12 protein-coding genes and 1 tRNA gene are annotated in these 12,888 nt (G+C 59.0%); 4 read left to right on the top strand and 9 right to left on the bottom strand.

Annotated elements, in window-relative coordinates; genetic code table 11:
• Positions 1-9 precede the first annotated feature (9 nt).
• The 9 genes from yihA to rpmH all read right to left on the bottom strand — a co-directional run bounded on the left by yihA (position 10) and on the right by rpmH (position 8,392).
• Positions 10-663, bottom strand: a complete 654-nt coding sequence (gene yihA / locus GS614_RS15790; protein ID WP_171726767.1) for a ribosome biogenesis GTP-binding protein YihA/YsxC — start codon at positions 661-663, stop codon at positions 10-12.
• Positions 660-1,397, bottom strand: coding sequence for an MOSC domain-containing protein (locus GS614_RS15785; RefSeq protein WP_171726766.1), 738 nt, complete (start codon positions 1,395-1,397; stop codon positions 660-662). Before GS614_RS15785 ends, yihA begins: the two co-directional genes overlap by 4 nt.
• Positions 1,394-3,223 (bottom strand): membrane protein insertase YidC, encoded by a 1,830-nt coding sequence (gene yidC, locus GS614_RS15780; protein ID WP_171726765.1) that lies wholly within the window; start codon positions 3,221-3,223, stop codon positions 1,394-1,396. Before yidC ends, GS614_RS15785 begins: the two co-directional genes overlap by 4 nt.
• 126 nt (positions 3,224-3,349) lie before the next feature.
• A complete protein-coding gene (locus GS614_RS15775) occupies positions 3,350-4,882 on the bottom strand; it encodes a bifunctional diguanylate cyclase/phosphodiesterase (RefSeq protein ID WP_171726764.1) in 1,533 nt (510 codons plus the stop codon).
• A gap of 61 nt (positions 4,883-4,943) precedes the next feature.
• A complete protein-coding gene (ttcA, locus tag GS614_RS15770) occupies positions 4,944-5,837 on the bottom strand; it encodes a tRNA 2-thiocytidine(32) synthetase TtcA (protein ID WP_171726763.1) in 894 nt (297 codons plus the stop codon).
• 43 nt (positions 5,838-5,880) lie between these two features.
• On the bottom strand, positions 5,881-7,497 hold the full coding sequence (locus GS614_RS15765) for an acyl-CoA dehydrogenase family protein (protein ID WP_171726762.1): 1,617 nt from the start codon (positions 7,495-7,497) through the stop codon (positions 5,881-5,883).
• Between the two features lie 67 nt (positions 7,498-7,564).
• A complete protein-coding gene (gene yidD / locus GS614_RS15760; RefSeq protein WP_152456928.1) occupies positions 7,565-7,810 on the bottom strand; it encodes a membrane protein insertion efficiency factor YidD in 246 nt (81 codons plus the stop codon).
• Positions 7,807-8,232 (bottom strand): ribonuclease P protein component, encoded by a 426-nt coding sequence (gene rnpA / locus GS614_RS15755; protein ID WP_171726761.1) that lies wholly within the window; start codon positions 8,230-8,232, stop codon positions 7,807-7,809. The genes yidD and rnpA overlap by 4 nt, the downstream gene beginning before the upstream one ends.
• Before the next feature lie 25 nt (positions 8,233-8,257).
• The gene (rpmH, locus tag GS614_RS15750; protein ID WP_005980833.1) at positions 8,258-8,392 is read right to left on the bottom strand and encodes a 50S ribosomal protein L34; all 135 of its coding nucleotides are present in this window, start codon (positions 8,390-8,392) and stop codon (positions 8,258-8,260) included.
• 295 nt (positions 8,393-8,687) lie between these two features.
• Here rpmH and GS614_RS15745 point away from each other — a divergent pair, with 295 nt between their 5' ends.
• The 4 genes from GS614_RS15745 to GS614_RS15730 all read left to right on the top strand — a co-directional run bounded on the left by GS614_RS15745 (position 8,688) and on the right by GS614_RS15730 (position 12,383).
• Positions 8,688-9,419 (top strand): TVP38/TMEM64 family protein, encoded by a 732-nt coding sequence (locus tag GS614_RS15745; RefSeq protein WP_171233048.1) that lies wholly within the window; start codon positions 8,688-8,690, stop codon positions 9,417-9,419.
• Positions 9,420-9,422: 3 nt separating this feature from the next.
• A complete protein-coding gene (locus GS614_RS15740) occupies positions 9,423-10,841 on the top strand; it encodes an NAD(P)/FAD-dependent oxidoreductase (RefSeq protein WP_171726760.1) in 1,419 nt (472 codons plus the stop codon).
• 18 nt (positions 10,842-10,859) lie between these two features.
• Positions 10,860-12,242: a HAMP domain-containing sensor histidine kinase gene (locus GS614_RS15735; protein WP_253285401.1), complete on the top strand. Its 1,383-nt coding sequence runs from the start codon at positions 10,860-10,862 to the stop codon at positions 12,240-12,242.
• Between the two features lie 64 nt (positions 12,243-12,306).
• Positions 12,307-12,383, top strand: a tRNA-Arg gene (locus GS614_RS15730).
• The last annotated feature ends 505 nt before the right edge of the window (positions 12,384-12,888 follow it).

Genomic DNA, 12,888 nt, shown 5'->3' with positions numbered 1-12,888 from the left:
AGGGCGAAGCTATTCCAGATGCGCAATGATGGACCGCAGGGTCGCGATGCCGTCACCCTTTTCGGATGAGGTAAGCACAATTTCCGGAAAAGCCGCGGGATGTTTGGACAACGCGGCCCGGGTTTGTTCCAGAACCTTTTCACGATCCTTGGCTTTGACCTTGTCTGCCTTGGTCAGAACGCATTGAAATGTCACGGCGCTGGTGTCCAGCAACTTCATGATTTCGTCATCGACCGGTTTTACCCCGTGGCGCGAGTCGATCAGGACAAAGGCGCGGCGCAGTGTCTGGCGCCCGCTGAGATATTGTTTCAGCAGCTTCTGCCACTTCTCGACCACTTTCACCGGGGCGTTTGCATAGCCATAGCCCGGCAGGTCCACGAGATAGAGTTCAGGGCCTTGGGTGAAAAAGTTGATCTCTTGCGTGCGGCCAGGCGTGTTGGATGCGCGGGCCAGACCCTTCGTGCCGGTCAAGGCATTGATCAGGCTGGATTTACCCACGTTCGAACGCCCCGCAAAACAGACTTCCAACCGGTCAGGGGCGGGAAGGCCATTCATGGCGACAACGCCTTTGACGAACTCGGACGGGCCTGCAAACAGTTTGCGGCCTCGTTCCTGGGCGAATTCATCCGGGTCTTCGGTCAGGGGGAAGGGAAGCGTGGTCATAGCAGCTGCACCTCATCGTTGACGCGGATTTCGCCACCCTGGACGACCTCGGCGTAAACGCCGAAATCCTGATGGTCCCAACTGTTCAGGGCGCGCAGGGTGTCTGCATCCCTCTCACCGGTTTCGGGATTGGCGGTGGTGGCCATACATCGCGTGATCCGCTCGCGTACGCGAAGCACGGCCTCGCCAATGCGCACGTCCCGGCCCAGCCAGTCAAACTCATCCCATATTGGCAGACCTTCGAACCAGATATTGCCGCGCCACCGAACAATGGACAGAGTCTGGCCCAGCTTCTGTTCGACTGCGCGATGCGATGCCATGTTGCACAGGCTGATCGATGGAAAGTCGCTGTCCGTCATACCGCGCCCCGGAACCCGAACGATCCGGGCAGATGCAGCCCGGTCCGCCGGCATAAGTGGCTTTACCCAGTCCAGAAAAGCCTCTTGTTCGGTGTCCGGCGCAAAACCGAGATCCGGTCGCTGCGGGTGGCGCAATGTAACCCGGTCGCCCTGCAATTCGGCCGAAATGGCCATCAACTGAGGCGCTTTTGAACCGCGGCTGAAATTGAAACAGGGTGCCCATTCCGAACCATCGGTTTTGGCGGCCTCATGAGCGACCGCCCAAACGCGATCCCCGGGCATGGTCTGCCCAGGGATGAGTGTGACTTGGCTCAGGGCTTCTCGCCCATGGCTTTTGATCGGGTGGCGCCAAAGGCTTGAGACCGTTCCGCTCATTTGTTGTCCGTTTTTGGCGTCCGCTTGAAACCGGACTTTATGTTTCCGAATACATCCGGCTTATAGCCCTGGCTGCGCATGATCAGATATTGCTGTGTGAACGTGATCGTGTTGTTCGCGATCCAGTACACGACCAGACCACTGGCGAAACCACCCAGCATGAACATGAAGACCCAAGGCATCCAGGCAAAGATCATGGCCTGCGTCGGATCGGTTGGCGCCGGGTTCAGTTTCTGCTGCAACCACATCGAAATACCCAGCAGCAGCGGCAGAATACCGATGAAGATCAGCGCCATCAGGCTTTCGGGTGCAGGTGCGGCCCAAGGCAGCACGCCGAAGAAGTTGAAGATCGAGGTTGGGTCCGGCGCGCTCAGGTCCTGGAACGGGCCGAACCATGGGGCCTGACGCAGTTCGATCGTCACGAAAATCACCTTGTACAGCGAGAAGAAGATCGGAATCTGCAACAGAATTGGCAAGCAGCCTGCGGCAGGGTTCACCTTTTCCTTTTTGTACAGCTCCATCATGCCCTGCTGCATTTTCTGGCGATCATCGCCTGCGGCTTCTTTCAGGGCTTCCATTTGCGGCTGCAATTCCTTCATCTTCGCCATCGAGACGTAGGACTTGAAGGCCAGCGGGAACAGGATGGCCTTGATGATCAGCGTCAGGCCGATGATTGACCAGCCCATGTTTCCAATCAGGGCATTGATGTTGTGCAGCAGCCAGAAGATCGGCTTGGTCAGGAAGTAGAACCAACCCCAGTCGATGCTGTCGATGAACTTCTGAACACCTTCTGCCTGATACTCCCGGATGGTTTCCCACTCCTTGGCACCGGCGAACAGTCTGGTCGTGACCTCTTCCGTCGTACCGGGCGCGACTGTCAGTGTCGGCAGCACCGTTTCCGTTTGATAGATTTTGCGACGTGAATCGTATTTGGCAGCGGCCTTGAACGCTGCACCCTCGGCCGGGATCAGGGTGGTCATCCAGTAGTGATCCGTGAACCCGATCCAGCCGCCTTCTTTGACCTGATAGACCTCGGCCTGTGCGCGTTCATTGGGGTCGATATCGAAATCGCGCACATCGCCATAGTCGATCTCATCCAGAACGCCGTCAGACATGACCATGACGCCTTCGTGAAGAATAAAGAAGTTCTTCAGGCCCGGCAGATCACCGTCTTCGCCCATGCCGTGGCGTGCCAGAATGCCGTAGGGGGCCATGCCGACCTCGGCGTCCGTGGTGTTCTCGACCGACTGGGTGACCGAGAACATGTAGTTTTCATCCACGGCAATGGTGCGGCGGAAGGTGAGGCCGTTTCCATTGTCCCAGGCCAGCGTGATCGGAGTATCAACACCCAGAGTTTCGCCCTGCTCAAGCGTCCAAAGAGTGTTCGGGCCGGGAACGTCCGTGACCGACAGGCCCGCGCCGGGGGCCCAGCCGTAAAGCGCATAATAGGCCGAGTCACTTCCAACTGGGGACAGAAGTTCGACGATCGGAGAATCCTCGGCCAGTGAAACCTTGTAATCCTTCAGAGACAGCTCATCAATTCGGCCACCGGCAAGCGACAGGCTGCCCGTCAGGCGGGGCGTGTCGATGCTGACGCGGGGCGCCTCGGGTTCGGCTTCGGCTTCAGTGGCGCTTGCAGTTGCTTCGCCGACCGTACCGGTATCAGCGGCGCTGGGCGTCTGAACCTCATTCCCTTCGATGCTGGCGATTTCAGCCTGTTCCGTGGTTGGTGTGGGTTCCGGCGGGGGGAACAGCACGAACCAGACCAGGATCACGAGAAAGCTGAGCGCGGTTGCGAGGATGAGATTCTTGTTCTGATCGTCCATCTGGGACAGCCACCTTGAGCAGTGAAAGACACCCGCAGGGTTCAACAGAGTGCAGGCCCAAAGGTCAAGCGGAATCGCTCGTCATTTCGTCACGGATTGGTCTTCTGTGGCGCAGTTTCCGGTTCTTCAGCCGGTTTGCCGCCCGATTTTGGGCATTCCGTCAATCTTGTTGCAATGAGACGTGATCCAGCCCTTGGTTTTTTCGAAAGGCATGGGCTTGCCGATGCCAAACCCCTGAACATGGTCACATCCCAATTGCGCCATCAAGGCGTGCTCCCCGGGTGTCTCGACCCCTTCAGCAAGGGATTCCAGGTTCAGCCGTTCTGCCATGGTCAGAATTGCGCTGGCCAACTGCTGCTGGCTTGGGTCCTGGTCCGCCTTTGTCACGAAAGAGCGGTCGATTTTGATCCGGGACACGTTGAACCGCTTGATTGACGCGATCGAGGCATGCCCTGTGCCGAAATCGTCCAGATCAATACAGCACCCCATCGCGGCCAAGCCCGTGACATTGCGGGTGATTACGTCATCCGGCCCTCTGGAAAACACGGTCTCCAATACTTCGACCGCCAATCTGTCCGGGGTCAGATCGCATTGATCCAATTCCCATTTCAGGCGGTCGATCAGCCCCGGGTCACGCAATTCGTCCGACGAAAAGTTGATGCCGATGCGTGGTACGGTCAGACCGGCGCGATCCCATTCGCGCATTGCGCAAAAGGCGTGATGCCGCATCGCCTGCCCCAGTTTGCCCATCAACTCCGCCTGTTCGGCAAAGGGCAGAAAGACATTGGGACCCAGCACTCCTTTTTTCGGGTGTTCCCAGCGGGCCAGAGCCTCGAACCCGGACACGCGCCCGGTATCCGTCGAGATCTGCGGTTGAAACCATGGACGAATTTCACCGCTTTCCAGCGCCGCATCAAATTCCTTGCGCAGATTGGTTCTGACCTGAGCCCGGCGACGTGTTTCGGACGAAAAGGCACGAATCGTCGACGGCCCGTTTTGCTGTGCTTCTTGCAGCGCGTTGTTTGCAGCGTTGCACCAATCCGTCGCGGTGCCGTCGGGGACATTGCTGCTGAGGCAGAAACCGATAGAGCAGGACAAGTAAACTCCGGTTCCGTTCAGCATGATGGGGTCTTCGACCGCGGATTGCATTCGTCCCGACATCTGAATGCAGGTTTCCAGATCAAGCTGTTGCGCCGGGTGCAGAACAACCATCATCTTGTTTCCATCGATCCGGGTCGCGGAGTCACTGGCGCGGATCATGGACATGACACGAGAGCAGAATTGCTGTGCCACATGGTTTGCTGCTGCTTGGCCATGCAGATCGAGCATTTGCATATAGTCGTCCAGGATCACAGCGAAACAGGCCGACGTTTCACCGCTGCGGCGACTATCCGTGAGCACCTCTGCCAGAACGGTTTCGAACTGGTCATTCGGCAGCAGGCCACCCTGTTGCCGTTTCCTGTCTGCCGGGTTGGGGGCCATTGCGCCTATACCGGCAATCATCAGGGGCAAGCCCAGGGCCACCGCGACCAAAGCGCGTTCACCGCCAAGCCAGAACGCCCCCAGGCTTGTTGCCGGAACAAAGGCAAGAACGGCTGGGCCGTATGCCACGTTTCTCAAAGCTTCAATAATACGGTCGACGAAAGGATGATTCCACATCGGGTCCTGACCTTGGGCATGAATGGTATGCCGAGCCTAGGAAACCAGTCTGAGTCAGTCGTTAACGCAGAAGCGGTATTTCTTCCAAATTTTCCGCTTTTTCGTCGGAGTTTACGGAAAGATTAACAAAATCAAAGAGTTTCGCATCCAGAAGGTGCGACGGGCGTGCATTTGTTAACGCGCGGAACATAACCTGACGCCGACCCGGACTGTTCGATTCCCATTGATCGAGAATCTGTTTGACCTGCTGCCGTTGCAACCCGTCCTGACTGCCGCACAAATCGCAGGGGATGATCGGATACTGCATGGCCTTGGCAAATTTCTCGCAGTCGGCTTCGGCGACGTGGGCAAGCGGGCGAAAGACAAAAAGATCTCCCTCTTCATTCACCAGTTTCGGTGGCATGGTGGCCAGACGGCCTCCGTGGAAGAGGTTCATGAAAAACGTTTCGAGAATATCGTCGCGGTGGTGGCCCAGCACGACGGCGGAACAGCCTTCTTCCCGGGCAATGCGATACAGGTTGCCGCGGCGCAGTCGCGGGCACAGGGCGCAATATGTTCGGCCCTGCGGAACCTTGTCCATCACAACAGAGTATGTGTCCTGATACTCGATCCTGTGTGGCACACCCATGCGGTCCAGAAACTCTGGCAGGACCGTTGCCGGAAATCCGGGTTGTCCCTGATCCAGATTGCAAGCCAGAAGATCGACAGGCAGCAATCCGCGCCATTTGAGTTCGTAGAGGACGGCCAGCAGCGTATAACTGTCCTTGCCGCCCGACAGGCAGACAAGCCAACGCGGCGGTGTGCCGGTCTTGTCATGGGCGGAGGGGTCCACCATCCCGTATTGCTCGATCGCTTCGCGGGTCTGGCGCACGATGCGTTTGCGCAGTTTCTTGAACTCGGTGGTCGAGGGCGCGCCGGCAAAGAGCGGGTGGATATCGTCTGCATCATCAAACATGCGCTGCCCCTACAGCAGATGGCGCAACCGGGCAAGTGGCCGGTCAGCCAAGCCGCGCCAGCAGGGCGCCGGTATCCAACCCGGCTACTGCTCCGGGAATGCGGCCGCTGTCACCGGAAAGACGTGTGGCAACAAAGCCATCAGCCACAGCGCCGGGCGCATGGCGCAGCAATTGCGAGGCCGTCAGCAGCAGTGCCGTGCGTTCAGCGTACCAGCGCGCTTCGGCCTCGGGCGGCAGACCGGGCCAGCGGCTGCGATGCGCGGTCAGTGCTGCGTCATATCTTCTGTCCGTGCCTCTCACCGCATCCAATTCGGCTCCCAGAACCTCGGCGGCCTGCGGCTCACGCGTCAGGGTGCGCAGGATATCGAGGCAGATCACATTGCCTGACCCCTCCCAGATGCTGTTCAGGGGCGCTTCACGGTAGATCAGGGGCAAGGGCGTGTCTTCGACGTACCCCATGCCGCCCAGCACTTCCATCGCCTCGACGACGACGACCGGGCAGCGCTTGTTGTTCAGGAACTTGGCCAATGCGACGCTGATCCGGGCAAAGGCCTTGTCTTCGGGTGTCTGGCCGTCAAATGCCTGCGCCACACGCATTCCCAGGGTCACAGCGCCTTCCCAGTCCAGAACAAGGTCGGACAGGACCGCTTGCATCAGCGGTTGATCAATCAATCGGCGCTGAAATGCGCTGCGGTGTTCCACCCAATGATGCGCTTCGCTGAGCGCGGCCCGCATCAGCCCGGCCGGTGCCATGGCTGTATCAAGCCGCGTGTGGTGCACCATTTCCAGTATGGTGCGCACGCCCGCGCCTTCTTCGCCCAACTGATAGGCCAGCGCGTCATGATACTCGATCTCCGAGGATGCGTTGGATTTGTTGCCCAGCTTGTCTTTCAGGCGCATCAGGTGGATCGCATTGCGTTCGCTCTCGAGCCAGCGGGGCACCAGAAAACAGGTCAACCCGCCGGGCGCCTGTGCCAGTGTCAGGAACCCATCCGACATTGGCGCGGAACAGAACCACTTGTGCCCGCGCAAGCGCCAGTGATCCCCGTCGCGTGTCGCAATGGTCGTATTGGCGCGTATGTCCGAACCGCCCTGTTTCTCGGTCATCGCCATCCCTAGCGTCGCGCTGGTCTTTTGACCGATCGGTTCCTTCGAAGGATCATAGTGGCGGGCCATGAGTTTTGGCTGCCAGAGCGAGGCAATGTGTTCATTGGCGGCCAGTGCAGGGATTGCTGCATAGGTCATGGTCATCGGGCAGCAATGCCCGGGTTCGACCTGTCCGGCCAAATAGACCATCGCCGCATGGGTCGCGTGCCCTCCGGGCTGTCTATCCCAGGCCAGTGCGGCATAGCCCGCCGATTGGCTGATCTGCATCATCTGATGATAGGCCGGGTGAAAGCGCACCTCGTCCAGGCGCCTACCGCCGGGATCGAACAGCCGCAGCTCTGGCGGATGCCGGTTGGCTTCCCGACCCAGTTCCCGGGTTTCTTCGGTTCCGAGTGTTTTGCCATATGCCGCCAGCTCCAAAGCGCGCGCGCCCGCTGTCTTTGCTGCGTCTTGCAGGACCGGATCGGACAGCCAAAGATCGATGCCGCCGCGCGCGGGCGGTTGGTTCAGGACATCGTGGGTTGGCAGGGTATCGCGCGCTGGGGATTTCATCGGGACCTCGGGTTGGACTGGTCCAACTGTTCAGGCGCGGCACTTGCCGGTCAAGTCTGACGAGGGGTCAGGACGAAGGGTCGTTATGTTTGTCGTCAGGTACCGGATCGTATCCGTCGCCGCCCCAAGGGTGGCAACGGCAGATCCGATGAGCGGCCAGGTAGGATCCTTTGACCGCCCCGTGTTTCTCCAGCGCCTCAAGCGCATAGGCGGAACAGGTGGGTTGGTAGCGACAGTTGAAACCGACCCATGGGCTGAAGATCAGCCGATACGCCCGAACAGGCAGGGCGACGATATGGGACAGGAAGGTCATTTTTCGGCCGCATGCACCTTGCGGAGCGCATAGCGCAGGTCGTCCAACAATGCGTCATAGTGGCGGTTGGCGGTAACCTCGGCGCGGCCGATCAGGACGTAATCCCACCCGTCGCGGCCGGCTTCGGGCAACACGGCCCGTGCGGCTTCGCGCAGACGGCGCTTGGCGCGGTTGCGGGCCACGGCATTGCCCACTTTTTTCGAGCAGGTGAACCCCACGCGAATCCCATTGGCCTCGCCGGGCGCGCGGTTGCGGGCCTGAACCATCATCGACGACGTGCCTTGTCGGCGGGCACGCGCCGCTTTCAGAAAGTCGGACCGTTTCTTGAGAACGGTCAGAGGTGCAGATGCACAAACGGACGCCGCCGGGGGCTTGTTCCCGGGGTGGTTCCTACCAACCTCAGGGGCCTCCGGCGGCGTCATGTTCATAACCTGATCGGTGAGCGGTTTACGCGCTCAGCGATTTGCGGCCGCGTGCGCGGCGTGCATTCAGGATCTTGCGGCCGGCCTTAGTGGCCATGCGCGCGCGGAAACCGTGGCGGCGTTTGCGAACCAGGTTCGAAGGCTGATAGGTGCGTTTCATCGCTCCGTCTCCAATCTATGCGGTCGGGTGCGGCGCGGATTCGCCTGCCCGTGGTGTTCGAAGCCCGTCCTCTACTGCCAAGCGGGGGGTAAGTCAAACCCCAACGGCCAGGTTTTCGCAGCTTTTGCAACAATTCTGTTACCGGCAACGGCAAAAGGTTTCAAAATACCCGTTTATCGCCGAAATCTCTCACATTCGGTGCCACAAAGATCAAGGCCCCGTGATCCCCCTGTTGCTGGCCCGTCAGTCAGCGCATCTTGGGCACAAGATGAAGCACAAAGAACCGGAAAATCTGATGTCCGACACGAGCCAGGCGCCGCGCAATGGTTTCGCGCGCCACATTCCGTTGCTTGTAATCCTGAGCGTTGCCGTTGTCGGCTTTTTCACGCTTGGGGATTACCTGACTTTCGAGACCTTGCGGGACAATCGCGAGGCGCTTCTGGCGTGGCGGGACGGTCACTATTGGGTCATGGCAGCCGCTTTTGTCGCCATTTATATCGTCATAGTGGCCTTTTCACTGCCCGGTGCCGCAGTGGCTTCGATGACGGGCGGTTTTCTTTTCGGTCTTTTTGCTGGAACCGTTTTCAATGTCGTGTCCGCCACCATCGGTGCGTCGGCGATCTTTCTGGCGGCGCGCTGGGGCTTGGGCGAAGCCCTGACGTCGCGCCTGGAATCATCAGAAGGCACGGTCAGGAAACTGAAGGACGGTCTGCGGGAAAACGAAATCTCGGTGTTGTTTCTGCTGCGTCTGGTGCCGGTGGTGCCGTTCTTTGTTGCCAATCTCGTGCCGGCTTTGGTCGGTGTGAAGTTCCGCAATTTTCTTTTGACGACCGCGCTGGGCATCATCCCCGGAGGTATCGTGTACACGTGGATCGGGGTCGGTTTGGGCGGTGTATTCGACCGTGGGGAAACGCCTGATGTTTCGTTGCTGTGGGAACCGTTCGTGATCGGGCCGATTACAGGGTTGTGCGTATTGGCCGCCTTGCCCATCGTTTTCAAAGCACTGCGCGCGAAAAGAGGCACCTGAACCATGAAAGAGTTGAAAACCGATCTCCTGGTCATTGGCGCCGGGTCCGGAGGATTGTCCGTCGCTGCGGGCGCCAGCCAGATGGGCGCGGATGTTGTCCTGCTGGAAGGGCACAAGATGGGCGGGGATTGCCTGAATTTCGGCTGTGTCCCGTCGAAGGCGCTGATCGCAAGTGGCAAAGCGGCCCATGCTCAGGCGCATTCCGTTCGTTTTGGCATCGCTGATACAATCCCTCAGGTCGACTACGCCGCAGTAAAGGATCATGTTCATGATGTTATCGCGCAGATCGAACCGATGGACAGTCAGCAGCGGTTCGAAGGCTTCGGCGTGAAGGTCATCCGCGAATACGGCACGTTCATATCCCCTGAAAAGGTGCAGGCCGGGGATCATGTCATCTGTGCACGTCGCATCGTCATCGCGACCGGTTCATCACCGCTGGTGCCGCCGATTCCGGGGTTGGACACGGTGCCCTATTATACGAACGAAACCATCTTTGACTTGAGAGAGCGGCCAGATCACCTGCTGATCATCGGGGGCGGCCCGATCGGGATGGAGATGGCGCAGGCCCATATTCGCCTCGGCAGCAAGGTGACGGTCGTCGAAGGGCTCAAAGCCTTGGGCAAAGACGATCCCGAGGCTGCCTCCGTGGTGCTGGATACCCTGCGCAGTGAAGGCGTGGACATCCGGGAAAACGCCATGATCGCGCAGGTTCGCGGAACAGAGGGCGCTGTGGAAGTCGTTGCCGAAAACGGTGAAACTCACCGGGGCTCTCATCTTTTGATCGCTGCCGGTCGCAAAGCCAATATCGAGCGTCTGAACCTGGAGGCAGCCGGAATTGAACGCACGAAAACAGGCCTCAGAACGGGTGACGCGCTGCGCACGACCAATCGCTGCGTCTATGCGATCGGAGATGTGGCCGGTGGCCTGCAATTCACCCATGTTGCAGGGTATCATGCAGGTGTCATCATTCGTTCGGCCCTGTTCGGACTGCCGTCCAGGGCGAAAACGGAACATATTCCTTGGGCCACCTATACGGACCCGGAGCTGGCCCAGGTCGGACTGACCGAAGCTCAGGCCCGCGAGGCGCATGGTAAAAAGCTCGAAATCGCCCGCTTTGACTATCTCCACAATGACCGGGCGATTGCCGAGCGCAAAACCAAAGGCTTCGTCAAGGTCATGGTCGTGAAAGGCCGACCCGTCGGCGCCACAATCGTCGGGCATCAGGCGGGTGAGTTGATCAACTTGTGGTCGTTGGCTTTGGCCAATAACCTGAAGATGGGGCAGATCGCCGCCATGGTTTCACCCTATCCGACGATCGGAGAGCTTAACAAACGTGTGGCGGGTGCTTATTTCTCGCCAAGGCTGTTTGAGAATCAGACAGTTAAACGAGTGGTCAGGTTCGTCCAGCGCTGGATTCCCTGACCTGAGGAGGGGCGCAAATTGAACTCGCTTTCGGGCCGATTTCTGATCCTGACGACGGTCTTCGTCATGTTGGCCGAGGTTCTGATCTTTGTCCCGTCGATCGCTCGGTTCCGCGAGGACTTTCTGCTGAACAGGCTCGAACGCGCGCAGATCGCCTCGCTGGCTTTGCTGGCGGATGATATGCTGGCCGAAGATCTTGAGGCGGAACTGCTGGCAAACGCAGGCGTCTACAATGTCGTATTGCGACGGGATGAGGTTCGGCAACTGATGCTGTCGTCGCCGATTCCCGATCCAATCGCCGGCACGTTCGATTTGCGGGATGCAAGCCCCTGGATTCTTATCCGGGATGCGATCAGCCGCTTTCTCAAACCCGAAAACGAAGTCATCCGGGTCATCGGAGAACCGGTCAAGGGGGCAGGCCTTCTGATCGAAGTCACCATGGACAGCATACCGTTGCGAACGGCGATGATTGACTACGGGTTGCGTATTCTCGGTCTGTCCTTTGTGATCTCCATCATCACGGCGTTTTTCCTGTTTCTCGCCGTACGCGTCGTACTTGTGCGGCCCATCAAAAGCGTCGTCGGCTACATGCAGCGCTATGCCAGTGCGCCAGAGGACGCGCGTGGCATAATCTCGCCGAATTCGAAGGTGACGGAGCTGCGAGAGGCCGAGGAGGCACTGAAGATGCTGCAAACGGACCTGACCCAGGCGCTCAAACAGCGGGAAAGGCTGGCGCAGCTTGGGGGGGCCGTCGCCAAAGTCAGCCATGACTTGCGCAATATCCTGACGTCGGCGCAGCTGTTTACCGATCGGATCGAGGCCAGCGATGATCCGCTGGTACGGCGGATGGCGCCGAAACTGGTGAATTCCATCACCCGGGCCGTGTCTCTTTGTGAAAGCACATTGGCCTTTGGCCGCGCGGAAGAACCCGCACCCACCCTGACAATGGTTCCGATCCGCGCAATCGCGGCGGATGTCGCGGCCAGCGAACAACTCGCCGTCGCCGATGCTTGCGTCGAGATCGTGAACGAAGTGCCGGACACCCTTGTGGCCCGTGCCGACCCCGAACAATTGTACCGCGTCATCATGAACCTCGTGCGCAACGCAAGACAGGCTCTGGTTGCCTCCGGAAAACCTGGACGGGTTACCATTGCGGGGTGTGAAAACGACGATGCTTGGTGCATCGAAATCCGCGACACGGGGCCGGGTCTTCCCCCCAAGGCGCGCGAAAACCTGTTCACGCCTTTCCAGGGCGGGGTCCGAAAGGGTGGCTCGGGTCTGGGGCTGGCAATCTCGCAGGAGCTGGTGCGCGGCCATGGCGGGGATCTGGTTTTGAAAGAGACAGGACCCGAGGGAACAGTCTTTGAAATCAGCCTTCCGCGCGGGGACATGACTTTTTGATTTTTTTTTGAAGAATCGGCTTGCACGTCTCGGGCAGCAGGTCTAAACACCGCCTCACCAACGCGGACCGATAGCTCAGCTGGATAGAGTACTTGACTACGAATCAAGGGGTCGGGGGTTCGAATCCTCCTCGGTCCGCCACTTTCCTTTGTGTCAGGCGACACATAGTTCTGCCACCAGCGACAGAACCTTGCCATTTTCGACTCACTTCCTTCATCCAGCACCTAGACCGATTTCAATGATCCTGACTTCCCATTTGGGATAATCAGGGCTGATTTGCGGATCAGACGCCGAAGGCGCTTGTTCCTGCTGATCTGCCACGTGGCGAACGCGGATGGGGGCGAGGCAATGCTATTCGACAATAGTGGTGCGGCCCGCAGGCGCAGCCGAGGACACGGTGTTGTCCAATAGGGTTGCCCGAGGGGGAAGGCAGCGTCTTACCCCTGATGGACAGGGGCGTTTGGCTTGTCCAAATCCCACTGTCCCCAAAAGATGTGCGGCGGTGTGGGCTGCGCCGTAACTCTTTGCGCCAGAACACTTTGTTTTTCTAAAGAACAAGGCGGATGGCAGACATTCTTTGAAGTTGCGATATGAGCCTCCCCAACTGAACGGGTCCACCGTTATGTTTAGGAAACGGAGGACTGAG

Origin of the sequence: Ruegeria sp. HKCCD6604 (assembly GCF_013110635.1) — a bacterium.
In the GTDB taxonomy this organism is placed as follows: domain Bacteria; phylum Pseudomonadota; class Alphaproteobacteria; order Rhodobacterales; family Rhodobacteraceae; genus Ruegeria.
The sequence above is the reverse complement of the archived record's forward strand: the minus strand, read 5'-3'. Positions and strand labels throughout refer to the sequence as shown.

Coding starts and splice junctions, on each gene's coding strand:
- yidC (WP_171726765.1), bottom strand. CDS start 3,223: ATGGACGATCAGAACAAGAATCTCATCCTCGCAACCGCGCTCAGCTTT.
- yidD (WP_152456928.1), bottom strand. CDS start 7,810: ATGACCTTCCTGTCCCATATCGTCGCCCTGCCTGTTCGGGCGTATCGG.
- ttcA (WP_171726763.1), bottom strand. CDS start 5,837: ATGTTTGATGATGCAGACGATATCCACCCGCTCTTTGCCGGCGCGCCC.
- rpmH (WP_005980833.1), bottom strand. CDS start 8,392: ATGAAACGCACCTATCAGCCTTCGAACCTGGTTCGCAAACGCCGCCAC.
- GS614_RS15785 (WP_171726766.1), bottom strand. CDS start 1,397: ATGAGCGGAACGGTCTCAAGCCTTTGGCGCCACCCGATCAAAAGCCAT.
- GS614_RS15745 (WP_171233048.1), top strand. CDS start 8,688: ATGTCCGACACGAGCCAGGCGCCGCGCAATGGTTTCGCGCGCCACATT.
- GS614_RS15775 (WP_171726764.1), bottom strand. CDS start 4,882: ATGTGGAATCATCCTTTCGTCGACCGTATTATTGAAGCTTTGAGAAAC.
- GS614_RS15765 (WP_171726762.1), bottom strand. CDS start 7,497: ATGAAATCCCCAGCGCGCGATACCCTGCCAACCCACGATGTCCTGAAC.
- GS614_RS15740 (WP_171726760.1), top strand. CDS start 9,423: ATGAAAGAGTTGAAAACCGATCTCCTGGTCATTGGCGCCGGGTCCGGA.
- yihA (WP_171726767.1), bottom strand. CDS start 663: ATGACCACGCTTCCCTTCCCCCTGACCGAAGACCCGGATGAATTCGCC.
- rnpA (WP_171726761.1), bottom strand. CDS start 8,232: ATGACGCCGCCGGAGGCCCCTGAGGTTGGTAGGAACCACCCCGGGAAC.